Below are 17,354 nucleotides of genomic sequence, written 5' to 3' on the forward strand. Positions count from 1 at the left end.
CCCACTTTTGAGCCACGACTTAATTTGTTTTCGGAGTCGTGGATAGGTATTGATTTTGTCAAGTAACGCTTTGTGATTAATGCGGTCAAAGCATTTGGCAATATCAGCGTCAAGCACATATTTGGCTTTTACCGCAATACTGGCAAAGATAGCTCCTATTGCATCGTGACATGACCTACCTGGTCTAAAACCATAAGAGTTTGGCTCGAATTTAGCCTCCCATTCAGGCTCAAGAGCTGCTTTTACAACTGCTTGTAGGGCGCGGTCGTACATTGTGGGTATTCCTAATGGTCTTGACTCATTAGTGCCTGGTTTTGGAATCATTACCCGACGTGTCGGTTGTGATTTACCAGTTGTTTTGAGTTGACTTACTAGCTCAATTCGTTGCTTCGGGGTTAGTAGTTTTATACCATCCACTCCTGCTGTACGTTTGCCAGTGTTGTCTTGTGTAACCCGTCGTACCGCTAACACCTTATTAGACCAAGAATTAATTAAGGTCTTCTGAAGCTTGCGAACTGCTTTAACATCGCCACGCTCACTTGCTCGATAGATACGTTTTTGCAACTTGAACGTCAATCTTTCGGCTTTTCGCCAATTGACTTGGTTCCATTCCACCGTCGGGTTGTCCCGCGTTTTAGACTTATTCATTGCTAATGGGTTCCTATCTTTGAAGTTACCGTGTATCTGTCTGCATATCTCTGTCATTACAACAGAGCATTGGCTTTTGATACAATCCCTCTCTCATATGTTATTCGTTAGCTACTTACTGGGTAAACGACCTGTTTTCCAGAAACACATGGGAGTTACTTCGTTCCAAATATACATTGATGGAGTTTTTAGTGTGATGCTATCCACCGGGTTTATGGGAAGTGCTTATAGGTCGAAGAGTAAATCGCCTACTCCCTATCCTTGCCTTTTGGCTTGGTCTTAATCAGCCGTTAGACCATCAATAGTTACGATGGTTCAGATACATCTTTGCTTTCGCTACACATGAACTCTTGCTCAACAGTTACCAGTTTCGGCTACCAGTAGTTCTGCCTTTTATCCCCGCTTTATCCTATTGGTTGCTATTCAATAACATAGGGGATTTGCTTTTACCGCTGCACTTGCGGACTAGAACTAGGGACTTGTGAATCCTGCATCTAGATGTATATTTAGTTATACTAACCAGTGGGTTAGGTTAACCGTCCCTGGATATTTCTATCCATTTAGATTAAACGAATCGCACGACTCCTTCTATGATAACGCACGGACAAGCAGGGTGAGCATTGCAGTTCATTAAGTAAATTTGTTTTATTTTCCCAAAAGCAACTCTAACCCATAATAAGATGTAACGGAAAAACCTATTACTCTTGTGACGAAAAGCAAGGAAAAACCGATGATCTAATATCAATTAACGCCCGCAAAGTACCACCACGTACAAGTAGTTGTTTCCCTAAACCGCGTTAACTTAGAAAACTATAAAACTCCTGATGCAGCATTAACAAAACTGCTAGAACTTTGCAGTCCACACCCAAGGTAAAAAACCCGGTTTCTTCCGTCGGAGTGCGTAAGTCCTGTACTGAATTAATCGCAAATGTAAAATTTTGTTACAACTGGCTTGACACCAGGAACTAAATCTATACTATCACTGACTATAATTGGGTAAAAAATAAATTTGTAGGGGAAATTCCATGCAGAAACTAACTAGAATTTTATTCACTACAGCTTTAACCCTAAGTATCTTGTGTTCTCCCACAGCAGCTTTCGCAAAAGCAAAAATTCAGATAGCCATCCTTTTAGATTCTAGTAATAGCATGGATGGATTGATTGACCAGACTCGTACTCAACTTTGGCAAATTGTTAATTTTTTAACTAAAGTAACCAAAGATGGCGAAGTACCAGAGTTAGAGGTTGCTCTGTACCATTATGGTAATGACAGCTTACCTTCCTCGGAAGGTTTTGTGAGATTATTAACTGGGTTTACTCCTGAATTAGATTTAGTTTCCGAAAAGCTATTTAGTATCAAAACCAACGGCGGTCAAGAATATGCTGGCTGGGTAATTCGTTCGGCAATGCAAGAATTAAACTGGAGTAAAAATCAGGAAGATTTTCGCGTGATTTTTATTGCGGGTAATGAACCATTCGATCAAGGCCCAATAGTTTGGAATCAATCTGTAAATCTCGCTGTCAAAGGAGATACACTCGTTAATACAATCTACTGTGGTTCAGCCGAAAGTCAGGAGCGAAGACTTTGGGCATCAGGAGCAGAGTTAGCAAAAGGCAGTAGCTTCAACATTAATCAAAACCAACAAATTGTGGTAATTAAGTCCCCTTACGACGACGAAATTTCTACTTGGAATACTAAACTCAATCAAACCTACATTCCCTACGGTAGAGAAGGAAGAGTAGGACAACAACGTCAAGCAGTTGAAGATAGTAATGCTGGCAGCAATACGGTTTTGCGTAGTGCGTCCAAAGCTTCTGAATACTATGATAATGCTTCTTGGGACTTGCTGGATGCTCTCGAAAACGGAACAGTTAAACTAGAGGCAATATCAGATGATAATTTACCAGAAATCATGCGAGGGATGACGCTAACAGAAAAGAGAGCATATGTTGCTGGAAAGAAAACCGAAAGAGAAGCGATTAAAAAGACGATCCGCGACTTATCTCAAAAGCGTACAGCATATATTGAACAACAGCGCCAATCTAGTACCAATAGTGGTGAAAATACTCTCGATCGCGTAATAATTCAAAGTCTCCGCCAGCAATTAGCCGCTAAAGGATTCAAGCTTCAGTAGTTCTTGGAGTTCCCAGTAAATCTGGAATTGCCGTTTTTTGTTTGTGCGAGTATCATAACGTAGCAACAAGACACCCCGATGCAACCGGAAGAACCTATTACACCTGTGATGAGAAAAAAAGGAAAAACCGATGACCGAATATCGATTAACACCCGCAAAGTACCACCACGTACAAGTAGTTGTTTCCCTGAACCGCGTTCACTTAGACAGCTATAAAAACCCTGATGAAGCATTGACAAAACTGCTAGAACTTGGTTACACTCCTGAATTGCGTTATCAATGGAATCCAGAGCGAAACGAATTTGATTTATACGCCCTAATTCACGACTTGCCACTAGATGAATCGCTAATGACCGATGAAAAATGTCAGGAATTTTTCAAGCATTTCAAATACAGCCAAATATATTCGATCGGGTGCGGTAACGTTGACCCCGATTGGCTATTTGCTTGGGGTTTTGATGACCCCCGCCGTCACGCCAAGCCCGAAGAAATTGAACCTTTACCAGCAGCTACAGCACTAGCTTAATTAAAAGAACGCAGACGAAATTTCATCTGCGTTCATCTGTGTTTATCTGCTAATATCTGCGGTCAAAAAAACGCCCAATCAAACTACTTCGCAGCAGGTAAAGACAACTGAGGCGAAGTTTTAGCATAGCTTCCATTATCGGGAATCGCAGCCGGTTCCTGCGAAAGCAAAAACTCGCGAATAACCCTAGCAACTGCTCTTTGAGCTAAACCGCCGACTACTTTCTGGCCCATATTCTGCACTTCCGGTTTCACCAACAACTGCGGAAGAAGCTGCAATACTTTCATCCCGTCAAAACCGGGAGTTGATTGCAAAATATCCCAAATCCGCTTGATGTGCTCTAAGTTTTTTTGTTCCGTTTGTGAAACCACAGGTTGATTTGCCTTGACTCCAAACCATTCGCCGACTACAGCTTTGGCGTTAGCAAAAGCATTGCTGGAAAGTGTGTCAAGACTTTTGACTAATTCAAGGACAATACGATCGCGAATGAAATCTCCTCTTTCGGAAAATAAATATTCTAATGCTTGGTTCAAGATTTTGCTGACATCGTAATCGTCGCTCTCGCGGGCATTGTTGAGCAAGTTTTCTAAGCGGTTCCAGCGGAATTCGCCTTGTTTGAACAGCAAGTCTTGCAGGGATGCTCTCAGTTCCGGTGCGGGGTCGCTCAACAGCCGTTTTGCGACATAAGGATAGGCTTTGCTGAGCACTTTGAATTCGGGGTCAACGTTGATGGCAATGCCTTCTAAGGTGACGAGCGATCGAATAATCAAAGCATAGTAAGCTGGAACTCGGAAAGGATATTCGTACATCACCGCCGAAAGCTCGTCAGTAATGCTTTTGAAATTCAGTTCGGCAACGCTAGCACCCAAAGCATTGTTAAATACGCCGGCCAAAGCTGGAATAATTGGCGTTAAATCGGTGTCTGGCGTTAAAAACTCCAACTTCACGTAATCTTTTGCTAAACCTTCAAAGTCGCGGTTCACCAAATGCACCACAGCTTCTAACAAGCCGTATCGCTGATAAGGTTTAACTTCGCTCATCATGCCGAAATCGAGATAAGCCAACTGACCGTCAGGAGTTGCCAAAAGATTGCCGGGATGCGGGTCAGCGTGAAAGAAACCGTGTTCTAGCAGTTGTCTGAGAGAACACTGCACCCCCACTTCAATTAAGTAAGGAGCGTCGATTCCTTGAGCTTTAACTGCTTCTAAATTAGTGAGTTTGACGCCGGTGATCCACTCCATTGTTAAGACGCGGCGGCGGGTATATTCCCAGTAGATGCTGGGAACGTAAATGTCTTTGATGTGACCGTATAGTTGGGCAAACCGTTCGGCATTTTGACCTTCGTGGGTGTAGTCCATTTCTTCGTAAATTCGCTCGCCCAACTCGTCCATAATGCCTGCGAGGTCGCTGCGAATTATTTTGAAGTTATTTTGTGCCCAAACTGCAACGCGCCGCAGGATGTAGATATCTAAGCCGATGTTCTCGGCTAAACCTGGTCGCTGCACTTTGATGGCGACTGTTTCCCCGGTTTTGAGTTTGCCTTTGTAGACTTGTCCGAGAGAAGCTGCGGCGATCGGATCGGGGCTAATTTCTGCGTAGATTTCTTTGGGGTGGGCGCCCAATTCTTCTTGGATGAATTGATATGCTACTTCGTTAGGAAATGCTGGCAATTGGTCTTGCAGCGTTGTTAGTTCTTCTAAATATGCGGGCGGTACTAAGTCGGGCCGTGTTGAGAGTGCTTGTCCTATTTTGATGAAAGCGGGGCCGAGTTGGCTGAGAATTTCTCGCAGTCTGGCGGCGCGACGCTTTTCGTTCCTGGCGGTGTTGCCTGTTTTGCCGTCCCACCATAAACTTAGGGCAAAGCTAAAAAATGTCCAAACAACGCTCGACAGCCGTCCCCAGACTTGCAGGGGGCGATTTCGGTACTGCGCTGCGATCGCCACTGGATCGTAGCGCACAGCATCTCCTGCCAACTCATAAGCTATGTCTCTGGCTGATTTGAGCGGTTCGGGAGTGACCGCCACTGTCTCTAGTTCTACTTGTACAGCTTGCAGGGGAACTGTTTCTACCTCTTTGAGATTGCCGAGTGCAGCGTGAGTCCCTGAATTTGAGTAAGTTAGCGGGGAGGCTGGCGATACCGTCTTGACATCCATAAAACTCAGACCTGTGAAGCATTGTAAAGACATTGTAACAATTTGTCGCCTTCTCACCACTGCTTTAAGGCATAAAACCGAAGGCAGAAGTTATTAGTCCTTAGGGGTTAGTCACTAGCCAACAGTCCAAGACTTATGCACTAGGACCACAGAAAGCGGGTTTTTTACTGGATCTGGGGGTTGCAACGCGTCTTTTCGCCAAAAACCCGCTTTCTGGTCACTCGTGCGTCCACTCGATCGCGTCACGTGAACGCACTACAATATCATTCGTTTATTCGCCGCCAGCTTTGAGGAGTCGATCGCGAATTCCTGACAGTTGCGATTTTGTGCTGACTGGCGATCGAGGTTGTGGCATTTCGGTATCGGGCCAGTTCGGTAAGTCGTTACAGGGACAGAACTCCGGGGGCATTCCGGTTTGTTGGAACACTACGGGCATCGCGCAGCGCGCGCAGGGGCTGATGTCCCATGCTGGTGTCAGCAGTTGGGAAATTGTTTCGTTTGTGCCTTGCAGGTAGCAGTCTCCGCTGTCGGGGGAAATGATTTTTTGCCAGCAGTCTTCAAATTCGCTGCTGTAGCGATCGCCCGCAATTACCGATTGGGGCAGCAGCGCTTCGGAACCGTTGCGAATTAATACTTTTTTGCCTAACTGAAACCAGTAAGCAATGTATTTTCTCACTTCACTCTCTGATGCCATAATTTTTAGTCAACCTGTCAACTAATTGGTGATTTTAGACTTTCACTTTGAAATTTGCACTCTTTCTCAAGAGACATTTTATATTTTACATTATTTGAAAATTTGGCTATTCCTCGTGTCAAATTGTTGTGCGGGTTGCCCGAGGGAGTATGTTTTTTGACTAATTTATCTTAGTCTTGAGTTTTCAATCTCAGTTAAAATTATACCTGATTTTTAGTTAAAATTGTCCGTCGGGAAACCGAGATTTTTTCTCCCTTGTCAATGGGGACTCCGGCTGTTAATTTTTCGCAGCAGGCGGCAGCGGCGTACCCAGAACGCTCAGATCCAAGGCGTAACCTCCGGTGACGAGATAAACAGTATCGGCGATCGCCCCGATCTGGCGCACGAGAGTGCCGAGGCGATCGCGAAACAGCCGCCCCGCCGGATAAGCAGGCACAACGCCCCAGCCGGTTTCTTCCCCTACCAAAATTACATCAGCCGCCGCCGACTTCAAACTAGCCAGCAACTCTTGCTGCGCAGTAGCCCAAACAGCCGCTTCTTGTTCCAAAAGATTCGCCGTCCAAGTTCCCAGGGAATCAATCAACAAGCAATCCGAGGGCTTGCCGGCTCGCACAACTGCCGATAATTCGATCGGCACTTCTAGAGTTGTCCAATCAACAGGACGGCGATTTTGGTGCTGTTCGAGGCGACGAAGCCACTCCAAATCGGCTTCATCAACCCGACCGGTAGCCACATAGATTACTTGTTTTCCAGAACCCGCCGCCAGAGTTTCGGCCCATTCACTTTTGCCACTTCGGGCCGGCCCAGTTACTAAGATTAATTGTCTGGATGCCGGGGGTTGTGAGTTAGTCATTAGTCATTAGTCAGCAGTCATTAGTCACATACAAAGGATTAAACACCATTACCAATTACCAATTACCAATTACCAATTATGATTTAAACTGCCAACTACCAAATGCTTTTTAAGCGATAATAGCATTGTTGAGACAATTTCACAGTAAGTCGATCGAGAACCCCAGTATTTCCCAAGCTGCTATTTATGCCAGACCCTCAGATATCAGCGATTATTTGCACCCACAATCGCGCCGCCTATTTAGGGGGGGCGATCGACAGCTTGCTGGTACAGGATTTTCCCGACAACTTTGAAGTAGTAGTAGTGGATAACGCTTCTAGCGATTATGCGAGCCCGGAAAGTTCCACTTCGCGCACCCGCGAGGTGGTAGAAGCAAGACTGGGCGATCGCCGCCTCAAGTACGTCTGGGAACCCGAAATCGGTCTGTCAGTAGCCCGGAACACCGGCGCTTCAGAAGCTCGCAGCGAAATATTAGCTTATCTCGACGACGACGCTGTTGCTGACCCTAATTGGCTCAGGGTGCTGCACGCGGCTTATCAAAGCAATCAAAAACTAGCCGTAGCCGGCGGCAAAGTCAACTTGCTCTGGCCTTGTGGAGTCTCCCCGCCCGAATGGCTGTCACCGGGATTGGCCCAGAACTTGGGAGTTTACGATTTGGGGGAAAATTGCGTTTACGTGACTGCTGCCGGTTTGACTCCCAGGGGTGTAAACTACTCGATCCGGCGCACGTTTCTCGAAAAAATTGGCGGCTTCGATGTCAAACTCGGTAGAGTCGGCACAAAATTGTTGTCAAATGAAGAGTTGCGGGCCACTGAATTAGCTTTAGAGTTAGGTTGGCAAGTAGTTTATCTACCGGAGGCCGTGGTGCTTCACAATGTCGCTGCAGAACGGCTCAACAAAGCTTGGTTTCTAGAGCGCGGGTGGTGGCAAGGCATCAGCGAGTGTTATCGGGAACAATTGTCCGATCGAGCCGGTATTGCTCAGCTTGGGCGAGGGGGTGAAAGAATCTTGAGGGGTGTCTGGAAGTCTTTTAAATATATTAGAGATCCGGCGCTGCGCTTTGAAAATTTCGTTTTTGCCTGGGGTCAAATCGGTTATTTGAGCGCAGCCATCCGCGGCCTGATTTTTGCACCGAAATCGACCACTAGGCATTAGGCTATAGGCAATATCCCTCGCTGCTCAAGTCGTCGGCGCGGCTGTGCCGATCGCATTTCATCCACAAAAACTCTACCGCATTCAGGTTCAAGCACTCGATTATGACATCTAGTTCATCCAAGATTCCGGTTTCAGTTCTCATTCCGGCAAAAGACGAAGAACTTAATCTACCTGCGTGTCTGGCCAGCATTGCCAGGGCGGATGAAGTTTTCATGGTTGATTCCCAAAGCAGCGATCGCACGGTAGAAATTGCCATCAGTAGCGGCGCAAAAGTAGTGCAATTCTACTTCGACAAACGCTGGCCGAAAAAGAAAAATTGGTCTTTAGACAATCTACCCTTTCGCAACGAATGGGTATTAATTGTCGATTGCGACGAGCGCATTCCGCCGGAACTTTGGGACGAAATCGCGCGGGCGATCGAAGACCCCAATTTTGACGGTTACTACCTCAACCGCAAAGTCTTATTTTTAGGTCAGTGGCTGCGTTACGGCGGCCGATATCCCGACTGGAATTTGCGTTTGTTCAAGCATCAAAAAGGCCGTTACGAAAATCTCGGCACTGAATCCGTCCCCAATACTGGCGACAACGAAGTTCACGAACACGTCATTTTATCCGGTCAAGTCGGCTACTTAAAAAATGACATGATCCACGAAGATTACCGCGATTTATTTCACTGGATAGAACGGCACAACCGCTATTCTAATTGGGAAGCTCGCGTTTATTACAATATTATTGAAGGGCGCGACGACAGCGGCACTATTGGTGCTAACTTATTTGGAGATGCCGTACAGCGGAAGCGATTTCTCAAAAAAGTTTGGGTGTGGCTGCCTTTTAAACCAATGCTCAGATTTATTTTATTTTACTTCATTCAGTTAGGCTTTTTGGATGGAAAAGCTGGCTATATTTATGCAAGGCTATTGAGTCAATACGAGTATCAAATTAATGCCAAACTTTACGAGTTGCGTTGTTGTGGCGGTCAGTTGAATGTGGCAGAATCTCAGCCGCCTTTGTCGCCGCCAGTAGTTATCAGTCAGGAGACAGAAGTGAAATTGCCGTGAGAGTCCCTCTCAGTCCGCGCACCATCCGGACGAAAGTTTGTGCAGACAGGGTTTCAACCGCCGAGTCTCTCTTAGTCTGTTACAGAGGGACTTCGTTTGACAAGACGCGATTTCAACCGCCGGGTTTCTTTACCTAATTAATACTTGAGTGAATGCCACTAGCTAAAATACCTAAAATTTTACCTAAATCGTTGATAAAATATTCGACTAAATCAATTTCGATCGTCTGTTTTGTTAATTTCAGAAATTTCCAGTTAGTGCCTGTGGTAACGGTACCGTAAATCACAGGAATTTCATTGCCTTCATTTTCATTAAAAATTTGCGCTGCCAACATTTCCGCTACGCATTGTCCCAAACCAGCTAAAATATTTTCTTTTTTAGCTTCTACGACGGTAATAACTGGCGCACTAACAAATAAAAGTTCAGGTGATTGACTGATGATAAAATCACAACTGCCGTTTAATCCTTTACTGGCATCCACACTAAAGTCAATACCCGAAAACCAGCTAATTTGATAATTTAATTGTTTTCGGAGTTCGACTAGAATAGGAGCAATAATTAATTCCGACCGCGCTTTTTCCGTATTGCTACCAAGGGCTAAAGGTAGATTATCGCGCAGGGTTTCTTGGAGAAAATCGCTTGGTGTTAATTTTGGAATTTCTGTGAAAATATTAGAGCGCTCGGAAATGGTTAAATTAAACTCTTTAGCAACTCGATTTAAAGTAAAATCACTGTAGGACATTAGTTATCTATTTCTATGGTTGAGGGCAGATGAAGAGATATTATTTGATGAGTTCTTCGAGGGATGGAAAAAGCAATTTTTCTGCGCTCACTTTTTCGCAGTCGCAAGGTTGTTGAGTTGCGGATATTGCTGATACTTTTCCTAGCAGCAATTGGATGCTTTCGATTAGCAGGGGTAGGGTTAATAAAATAATAGATGCCGAAACTAGCAAGCTAATTAAGCCGTCCGCCCAATTCCAGTGCAGCCACGCCACGGCGATCGCAGCTAGAATTACTCCAACCGACGAAAAAATGTCGGCAACTGCGTGCAGAAAGGCGCTTTTGAGGTTTAAGTCGCCGTGACAGCAGGAATGCAAGCAACAAGCATTGATTGAGTTGATGCTTAAACCGACTATGGCGGTAATTAACATCGGGAGCCCTTCTACTTCGGGGGTTGGAGACAGCAAGCGGGCGATCGACTCTGCCGCAATCCAAAGGGCGATCGCTACTAAACTGATACTATTAATTAAAGCAGCAATGATTTCTCCTCGTTCAGGGATTGGCGATTGTGCGATCGTACAATCTACGGATTTACTTTTGCGTTTGACTGAGGAGTACCAAGTGGCGGTCAAAGTTATTGCTAAAGCTGCTACATCTGAAAAGACGTGACCCGCATCTGCTAATAGGGACAAACTATGAGAATTAAGCGCGGCAATTAACTCTGCGATAAAAAAGCTGCTAAGCAGTATCAATGCTGTTTGTAAAAGCCGCACTTTGCCAATTCTGGGATTTGTATTCTCGCATTGTGCGAGATCCTTGGCGTTTTCAGAGTCAAAATTGTTCGTAACTGGAAATGTCATGCAGCAGTCCTTCAGGTTAAACTCGATTTTTAATTAAACATTAAATTAACTATCAATGACTTATAATATACCAAATCCGAACCAAGAACCGGAAAAGCCGATCGCAAATTCCCCAAATCCTGAAATAAACGATCGTCCAATTAGCGACAATCAGCTAAATACTTTGACTGGGGAATCTTTAGTTGATTTGCGGCTGTACAACCAATCAAATTTCGATCGGGGAAAGCCTGGTTGGCTAATTTTGGTTTGGTGGTTCGTGCAGGCGGTTGCATTTTCCCTCACTCCACACCCTTTTAACGGCATCAGAAGCGGCTTGCTGCGGTTATTTGGAGCGAAAATAGGTTGTGGTGTGATTATCCGCCCTACGGCTCGTTTTACCTATCCTTGGAAAATTGAAATCGGCGACTACAGTTGGATCGGAGATGATGTTGTATTGTACAGTCTCGATCGAATTGCGATCGGCAAACACTGCGTCATTTCTCAAAAAAGTTACCTCTGCACCGGCACTCACGACCCCCAAGACCCAGCCTTTGGCTTAATAACAGCATCTGTTATCATTAATAACGGCGTTTGGATTGCCGCCGACTGCTTCATTGGCCCTGGTGTCGAAATCGGTGCCAACGCTTTAATTGGAGCTCGCAGTAGCGTCTTTAAAAATATGCCTGCCGGCTTTGTTTGTACGGGTAATCCCTGTCATCCGCGCGATCGGCGAGAAATTAACCAAAGTTCGTAAGAGACATTGCACCGGGAAACTAAGCAGCTTGACTAGCTTGTGGCCGAATTGGAATTTCAATGACGAATTCTATTCCCTTTCCTGCTATAGGCTGGCAGTATAATCTGCCCCCATGCTTTTCAACAATAATTTGGTAACTGATAGATAACCCCAAGCCAGTTCCTTTACCGATAGGTTTGGTGGTAAAAAAAGGGTCAAATAGTTTCGCTTGTAAGGTTTCGGAAACTCCCCGACCGTTGTCACTAATATAAATACCAACCCAATTCTCGTCAATTAATTTTGTACAAATCCGAATGCGGTTCGGGTGTTGCTTGATTTCTGCAAAGGAACGCTGCTGATTAGATTCATCCAAAGCATCAATGGCATTGGAAATAATATTCATGAACACTTGATTGAGTTGTCCGGCATGGCATTCTACTTGTGGAAGCTGACCGTACTCTTTTATTAGTTCAATCTCTGGATGCTCTGGTTTTGCTTTTAAACGATGATGCAGGATGGTGAGTGTACTATCAATTCCTTCATGGATATTTACTGCTTTCACGTCTGCCTCATCCAGGCGAGAAAAAATTCGCATAGACTTGACAATCTCCTGGATGCGCTGCGTTCCTAAGTTGATTGAGTTAAGAACTTTTATAAAATCTTCCTCCAAAAAATCCAGTTCTATTTCATCCATTGCTGCTTGAATCCGAGGGGTGGGATTTACATAATCTTCTTGATAGAGGTGTATGATTTTTAGTAAGTTATGAGCGTACTCTTGGGCATAACCCAGATTGCCAGAGATGAAATTTATCGGGTTATTGATTTCATGAGCAATCCCAGCCGCCATTTGCCCTAATCCCGACATTTTCTCGTTTTGGATTAACTTAATTTGCATTTGTTGCAAAGCATCATAGGCTTGGCTGATTTCTACAACTTTTTGCTCCAATAATGTATTTTTTTCCTCTAATTTGTCAGTAAGAACATGAAGCTTTAAATGCAGCTTGACGCGAGCTAATACTTCCTCCTGTTGAAAGGGTTTGGTAATATAATCTACAGCCCCAAGCTTAAACCCTTCAACTTTATTAGCCGTATCCGAGAGAGCCGTCATAAATATAATGGGAATCTGTTTAGTTTCTGGATTAGCCTGTAATCGACGACAGGTTTCAAATCCATCAATCTCTGGCATCATGACATCTAGTAAGATTAGATCTGGTAGAGCATATTTAACTCGCTCTAGTGCCATTTTTCCAGATTTCGCAACCCGAACTTCAAATCCTTCTTGGCTTAAGGCATCAGACAAGACACCTAAGTTAGCTGAATTGTCATCAACTATAAGAATCGTACCATTTGCTTGAATTTCTGGATTCATAAACCTTACTTGTAGGACTGAATAAACGTTAAAATCTCTTCGTCTTGAAAGTCCCTTGCCATCTGATGCAATATTTTAGCAAAGGGAATGTATTTTGGGTCTATTTCTTCAAGTAATACCGCCTGCTTAACTATTTCTAGGAAATTTCCTTTCATAGCCAGCTCGTATAGCATTTCCATTTCTGTAGCAGGCGGGGCAATTAGCTCGTTGGTGTCTGAGGCGATCGCCAGCGGATCTTCATTAGCTTCATAAACCCATTCCAAATCAAGATACTGTTGTAATTTTTGCAGGAGTTCCGTGGCTTGAACAGGTTTGGGAATAAAAGTGTTGCCTCCTGCTTCTAAACTTCTGTATTGATCGATTTCAAATACGCTGGCAGAAGAGACAATAATGATGATGTCTTTGAAATTTTCCGATTCTCTAACCCGCTTAATTAGCTCGAAGCCATCTAGTTCGGGCATTAGTAAGTCGGTAACGATTAAATCTGGCTGTACCTCCAGAATTTTTTCCCAGCCTTCCTGCCCGTCGTTGGCTTCAGACACCTCAAAGCCGATCGGACTGAGCAAATTGCTAATTACCGAACGGTTAGCCCATTTGTCATCAATAACCACAATCTTAGGTTTGCGGTATTTGATGCCGACAATCTGCCCGCGATGGTCGATTTGAGACGTTTTCACCCATTCATCGGCTTGAGATAGATTGACATCAAACCAGAAAATACTGCCAACATTCATCTCACTTTGAACCTGAATGGTACTGCCCATTAGTTCTACAATCCTTTTGCTAATTGCCAGTCCCAATCCCGTACCTTCCGTCTGCCGCCTGCGATCTCCTACCTGCTCGAAGGGCTGAAAGATAGCTTGGAGTTGATCTTGGGCAATGCCGGTACCTGTATCGCGTATTTCAAAGCGAATTTTTTCTTCTGTTGCAAAACTGACTATAAAAGTGACACTGCCCTCATCCGTAAATTTAATAGCGTTGCTCAAAAGATTAATTAACACTTGTCGCAAGCGTTTTTCATCCGCACGAATACCGATCGGGAGTTCGGGGCTTGAGGGAAAATGGAAGTGAATTCCTTTTAGTTCAGCTCGGATACGACACATTTCTGCGACACCTTGCAGGAACGCCGGGAAATGAAAATCGGTGGGCATGAGTTCCACTTTCTGTGCTTCAATCTTCGATAAATCGAGAATATCATTGATTAACGTCAGTAAATGAGAACCGCACTGATAAATGACATCAATGCGCGATCGCTCTTCTTCCTTCAAGACTTTGGAACGCTGAAGAATCTGCGCGTATCCCATGATGCCATTAAGCGGAGTCCGCAATTCGTGGCTCATGTTAGCAAGAAATTCACTTTTCGCCCGACTAGCAGCTTCTGCTGCTTCCTTGGCTTTTGCCATTAGAAATTCTGCTTGTTTGCGATCGTGGATATCGGTACAAGTGCCAATCCACTCCCGGATGCTGCCATCTTCATTTAGAATTGGCACCCCTCTACCTTGGAAATAACGATAGTTTCCATCCGCTGCGCGAATTCGATATTCTATGTCATACAGGCTTTTCGTTTGCACTGCTTCCATCCACACCTGAGCCGTTCGTTCGCGATCGTCCGGGTGAATTGCATCTAACCAGCCAAAACCAACAACCTCAGCTACGGTTTGTCCGGTGTAAGCTCTCAGAGTCGGCATATCCGGGCATCGCCCCTCAGAATCGCCTGTCCAGACAATTTGGGATGTAGCAAGGATTAGCGAACGATAGCGTTCTTCGCTTTGTTTGATCGCATCTTCCGCTTGTTTGCGATCGGTAATATCTCGTGTTGTGGCGATGATGCCCAGGATATTACCATTAGCATCCCGCCAAGGAGCTTTTGTAGTTAAAAAGGTCGTAGGGCTTTCATCATGAGAAGAGATATCTTCCTCGTAACTCTCAGTGATTCCTGCTGCCATGATGTGGCGATCTTTTGCCATAATTTCACGAGCACTGTCAGGCGACATTAATTCTAAATCATCTTTGCCGATGATTTCCTCAATTGGCTTGCCTAAAAAGTTTGCCACATAGGAGTTAAGGGCAACATAACGCCCTTGTCGATCTTTAACAACAATGATGTCTGGTGTACTTTCCAAAATAGAGTTTAGCAGTGCATTGCGATCGCGCAGCTCAGCTTCAGCTTGTCTGCGATCGTTAATGTTTCGTGCTATGGCGATAATACCGAGAATATTGCCTTGACCGTCCCGCCAAGCGGCTTTTGTGGTTAAAAAATAATTGCTGCCCTCACCATTAGAAATTTCTTCTTCGTAGGTTTCAGTAGTGCCTGCTTTCATAATCTCGCGGTCTTTTGCCATTATTGGAACGGCAGCAGCAGGGGGCATCAGTTCCGAATCATCTTTACCCACAATCTCCTCTATGGGTTTACCGTAAAAGAACAAGTTTGCCACAAAGGAATTAAGGGCAACATATCGGCCTTCCCGGTCTTTAACCACAATTATGTCTGGGGTACTTTCCAAAATAGAGCTCAGCAAGACGTTGCGATCGCGCAGCGCAGCTTGCTGTTCGCGCAGAGCTTCTTCAGCTTGTTTGCGATCGGTAATATCTGTATTAGCCCCAACCCATTCCCGAATTGAACCATCCGCGTTCAGAATTGGTACAGCACGACAACTCATGTAGCGATATTCCCCGTCATAGCGGCGCATACGAAATTCAACTTGATAGAGCGATCGATTGGCCAAGGCAGCCGACCAGACGCTAGCAACATGAGCGCGATCGTCTGAGTGGAACGTGTCTAGCCAGCCCCATCCCTTGTAATTATCAAATGTCTGTCCTGTAAATGCAGTCCAAGCGAGTTGTTCGCTAACGAGTTCGCCTTCAGCATTGGTATTCCAAATAATTTGAGCGCTAGCTTCCATCAAAGAACGAAATCGTTCTTCGCTTTGTTTGAGGACATCTTCTGCGGTTTTGCGATCGCGAATATCCCGCACAATAGTGGAAATAAACTCGACTTCACCCGCTTCGGTTTTGTGAACGATCAAAACCTGGGAGACTGGAATTTCTTCCCCATCGCGTGACAAAAATAGGATTTCACCAGCCCAACTACCCTCTCGCAAGGCGGTGGGAATTATTTCGTTGTGGAATTTTGCCCTTGCCGAGGGAGCTAATACAGAATCTATAGTAAACGGCGATCGTGCTTCCTCTGGGGACATCCCCAGCATTTCCTGTCCGGCTTTGTTGAGGTAGACGCTATGCCCAGTCGCATCCACAACTCCTACTAAGTCGGAAGTTGCTTCCAAAATTGCCGTCAGTCGTGCCTGCTTTTGTTCTGCCCGCTTGCGATCGCTAACTTCAATCACAATGCCACCAAGACCAAATACCTTGCCATTTTCATCCCGCAAAGGATAGTAAGATGCCTGCCAGTAGCGCACGATTCCTGGTTCTTTCGGCGTTTCACCCACTAATTCAGAGTCGAGAATGGGCTTGCCCGTATCCAAAACACCTTGCAGAATTGGTTCCACAGTCGGAGCCAATTCTGGCAGCACTTCACGCACTGACCTACCAATATGGTCTGCCACACAAACGCCATTCATCTGGGCCAGAACTTCGTTAATTTGGACATACCGGAGTTGGCGGTCAAAAATCAGCATTCCGGCGTTGGCACCTGCAAAAAAAGCGTCGAAGTGAGCCTGTCGCAATACCTGTGCTGTTGTGCTCTCTTGCTGTGGCGGTTGGTTTTTATCTGGTGGGAATTTGCTCATGTTGGCTCGTGCATTTCAGCTATAATTCTAGAACTTCTTTCCAATTGTGCGATCGCAAGGTTTTCGTTGCCTCCAATTTGGGTACTGAAGCAAACTTCAGTAGCGCGACCATTAGGGTTTCAACGCGATATTTATACCCCTTGCGACACTATTTCCCTTAATTCTTCGGATGTATCGCCAAGCAGTTCTGTTGCCGATCGATCCTATCGCTAGAACCTTGCTGACAATTTAAGCTAGGGAAGCATTTGTCAATCAACAATTATGCTCAGCATTTACTCAGATTTTGGGTGGAGAACTTAGATTTGGGCTATCGAGGAGTCATGCCTCACGCCATATTTATGCCCACCCACCCCCAAATCGCGCATTTTCCACTCCTAAACAAGCAGTGTTTTCAGTAATTTTACTGATTGACAAATGCCATTAAGTTTTAATTTTTTTCCAATGTCGGTATAATGCCAAGTATTCTTGGAACGTTCTCAATTTTAGCTAAATCCGTTTAGTTTTCAGTTAGACATTCTTAGATATACACAAGACGGACGCAACTGGCACAGTGATATGAATATCTCTTCCACCAGTTAAACTCATTGTAATACTGGGATATTTGACTTGTCCACTTAAATAGTCATTGAATACTCCCTGCTTAAGTTTATAACGGGACTTAAACAAAAAATCAGCGGAAAGTATGATAAAATCCAAGACAGTTAAAGTTGACTAAAGCTAGTAGA

14 protein-coding genes are annotated in these 17,354 nt (G+C 44.8%); 5 read left to right on the top strand and 9 right to left on the bottom strand.

The genetic code is table 11. From position 1 onward, the window contains the following. Nucleotides 1-648: reverse transcriptase N-terminal domain-containing protein (locus QUA78_RS18800; protein WP_333301285.1), on the bottom strand; the 648-nt coding region annotated here is incomplete at its 3' end. A gap of 1,025 nt (nt 649-1,673) precedes the next feature. On the opposite strand from QUA78_RS18800, the gene QUA78_RS18805 reads away from it, so the two are divergent. Both QUA78_RS18805 and QUA78_RS18810 read left to right on the top strand, forming a co-directional pair. After that, complete coding sequence (locus tag QUA78_RS18805; protein WP_333301287.1) at nt 1,674-2,783, top strand: hypothetical protein; 1,110 nt, start codon at nt 1,674-1,676, stop codon at nt 2,781-2,783. Between the two features lie 130 nt (nt 2,784-2,913). Continuing rightward, nucleotides 2,914-3,309: a hypothetical protein gene (locus QUA78_RS18810; RefSeq protein WP_333301289.1), complete on the top strand. Its 396-nt coding sequence runs from the start codon at nt 2,914-2,916 to the stop codon at nt 3,307-3,309. 83 nt (nt 3,310-3,392) lie between these two features. Here QUA78_RS18810 and QUA78_RS18815 read toward each other — a convergent pair whose 3' ends face one another. The 3 genes from QUA78_RS18815 to cobU all read right to left on the bottom strand — a co-directional run bounded on the left by QUA78_RS18815 (nt 3,393) and on the right by cobU (nt 7,009). Further along, nucleotides 3,393-5,462, bottom strand: coding sequence for an AarF/ABC1/UbiB kinase family protein (locus QUA78_RS18815; RefSeq protein WP_333301337.1), 2,070 nt, complete (start codon nt 5,460-5,462; stop codon nt 3,393-3,395). Between the two features lie 271 nt (nt 5,463-5,733). Then, nucleotides 5,734-6,156, bottom strand: a complete 423-nt coding sequence (locus tag QUA78_RS18820) for a hypothetical protein (RefSeq protein ID WP_333301291.1) — start codon at nt 6,154-6,156, stop codon at nt 5,734-5,736. A gap of 277 nt (nt 6,157-6,433) precedes the next feature. Beyond that, entirely contained in the window at nt 6,434-7,009 is a 576-nt protein-coding gene (gene cobU / locus QUA78_RS18825; RefSeq protein ID WP_333301293.1) for a bifunctional adenosylcobinamide kinase/adenosylcobinamide-phosphate guanylyltransferase, read from the bottom strand. 186 nt (nt 7,010-7,195) lie between these two features. Between cobU and QUA78_RS18830 the strand changes: the two genes are divergently transcribed. Next, nucleotides 7,196-8,164, top strand: a complete 969-nt coding sequence (locus QUA78_RS18830; protein WP_333301295.1) for a glycosyltransferase — start codon at nt 7,196-7,198, stop codon at nt 8,162-8,164. A 1-nt stretch (nt 8,165) separates the two neighbouring features. Here QUA78_RS18830 and QUA78_RS18835 read toward each other — a convergent pair whose 3' ends face one another. After that, nucleotides 8,166-8,378, bottom strand: coding sequence for a hypothetical protein (locus tag QUA78_RS18835; RefSeq protein ID WP_333301340.1), 213 nt, complete (start codon nt 8,376-8,378; stop codon nt 8,166-8,168). On the opposite strand from QUA78_RS18835, the gene QUA78_RS18840 reads away from it, so the two are divergent. Beyond that, nucleotides 8,305-9,222 carry a glycosyltransferase family 2 protein gene (locus QUA78_RS18840; RefSeq protein WP_333202266.1) on the top strand — a complete coding sequence of 306 codons (918 nt, stop codon included), beginning with the start codon at nt 8,305-8,307 and terminating at the stop codon, nt 9,220-9,222. The genes QUA78_RS18835 and QUA78_RS18840 overlap by 74 nt on opposite strands. Nucleotides 9,223-9,355: 133 nt before the next feature. On the opposite strand, the gene QUA78_RS18845 is transcribed toward QUA78_RS18840, so the two are convergent. Together QUA78_RS18845 and QUA78_RS18850 are read right to left on the bottom strand one after the other, a co-directional pair. After that, on the bottom strand, nt 9,356-9,964 hold the full coding sequence (locus QUA78_RS18845; RefSeq protein ID WP_333301296.1) for a hypothetical protein: 609 nt from the start codon (nt 9,962-9,964) through the stop codon (nt 9,356-9,358). Nucleotides 9,965-10,004: 40 nt separating this feature from the next. Next, complete coding sequence (locus QUA78_RS18850) at nt 10,005-10,802, bottom strand: cation diffusion facilitator family transporter (protein WP_333301298.1); 798 nt, start codon at nt 10,800-10,802, stop codon at nt 10,005-10,007. A gap of 55 nt (nt 10,803-10,857) precedes the next feature. Here QUA78_RS18850 and hpsU point away from each other — a divergent pair, with 55 nt between their 5' ends. Further along, complete coding sequence (gene hpsU / locus QUA78_RS18855) at nt 10,858-11,535, top strand: hormogonium polysaccharide biosynthesis acetyltransferase HpsU (RefSeq protein WP_333301300.1); 678 nt, start codon at nt 10,858-10,860, stop codon at nt 11,533-11,535. A gap of 19 nt (nt 11,536-11,554) precedes the next feature. Here the strand turns inward: hpsU and QUA78_RS18860 are convergent, their stop codons facing one another. Together QUA78_RS18860 and QUA78_RS18865 are read right to left on the bottom strand one after the other, a co-directional pair. Further along, nucleotides 11,555-12,883: a response regulator gene (locus QUA78_RS18860; RefSeq protein WP_333301302.1), complete on the bottom strand. Its 1,329-nt coding sequence runs from the start codon at nt 12,881-12,883 to the stop codon at nt 11,555-11,557. Between the two features lie 5 nt (nt 12,884-12,888). Continuing rightward, on the bottom strand, nt 12,889-16,629 hold the full coding sequence (locus tag QUA78_RS18865) for a PAS domain S-box protein (protein ID WP_333301304.1): 3,741 nt from the start codon (nt 16,627-16,629) through the stop codon (nt 12,889-12,891). Nucleotides 16,630-17,354: the final 725 nt, after the last annotated feature.

This window comes from Microcoleus sp. K4-B3, assembly GCF_036704615.1.
Lineage (GTDB): Bacteria > Cyanobacteriota > Cyanobacteriia > Cyanobacteriales > Microcoleaceae > Microcoleus.

Coding starts and splice junctions, on each gene's coding strand:
- QUA78_RS18860 (WP_333301302.1), bottom strand. CDS start 12,883: ATGAATCCAGAAATTCAAGCAAATGGTACGATTCTTATAGTTGATGAC.
- cobU (WP_333301293.1), bottom strand. CDS start 7,009: ATGACTAACTCACAACCCCCGGCATCCAGACAATTAATCTTAGTAACT.
- QUA78_RS18810 (WP_333301289.1), top strand. CDS start 2,914: ATGACCGAATATCGATTAACACCCGCAAAGTACCACCACGTACAAGTA.
- hpsU (WP_333301300.1), top strand. CDS start 10,858: ATGACTTATAATATACCAAATCCGAACCAAGAACCGGAAAAGCCGATC.
- QUA78_RS18835 (WP_333301340.1), bottom strand. CDS start 8,378: ATGAAAACTTCATCCGCCCTGGCAATGCTGGCCAGACACGCAGGTAGA.
- QUA78_RS18820 (WP_333301291.1), bottom strand. CDS start 6,156: ATGGCATCAGAGAGTGAAGTGAGAAAATACATTGCTTACTGGTTTCAG.
- QUA78_RS18850 (WP_333301298.1), bottom strand. CDS start 10,802: ATGACATTTCCAGTTACGAACAATTTTGACTCTGAAAACGCCAAGGAT.
- QUA78_RS18865 (WP_333301304.1), bottom strand. CDS start 16,629: ATGAGCAAATTCCCACCAGATAAAAACCAACCGCCACAGCAAGAGAGC.
- QUA78_RS18805 (WP_333301287.1), top strand. CDS start 1,674: ATGCAGAAACTAACTAGAATTTTATTCACTACAGCTTTAACCCTAAGT.
- QUA78_RS18815 (WP_333301337.1), bottom strand. CDS start 5,462: ATGGATGTCAAGACGGTATCGCCAGCCTCCCCGCTAACTTACTCAAAT.
- QUA78_RS18830 (WP_333301295.1), top strand. CDS start 7,196: ATGCCAGACCCTCAGATATCAGCGATTATTTGCACCCACAATCGCGCC.
- QUA78_RS18845 (WP_333301296.1), bottom strand. CDS start 9,964: ATGTCCTACAGTGATTTTACTTTAAATCGAGTTGCTAAAGAGTTTAAT.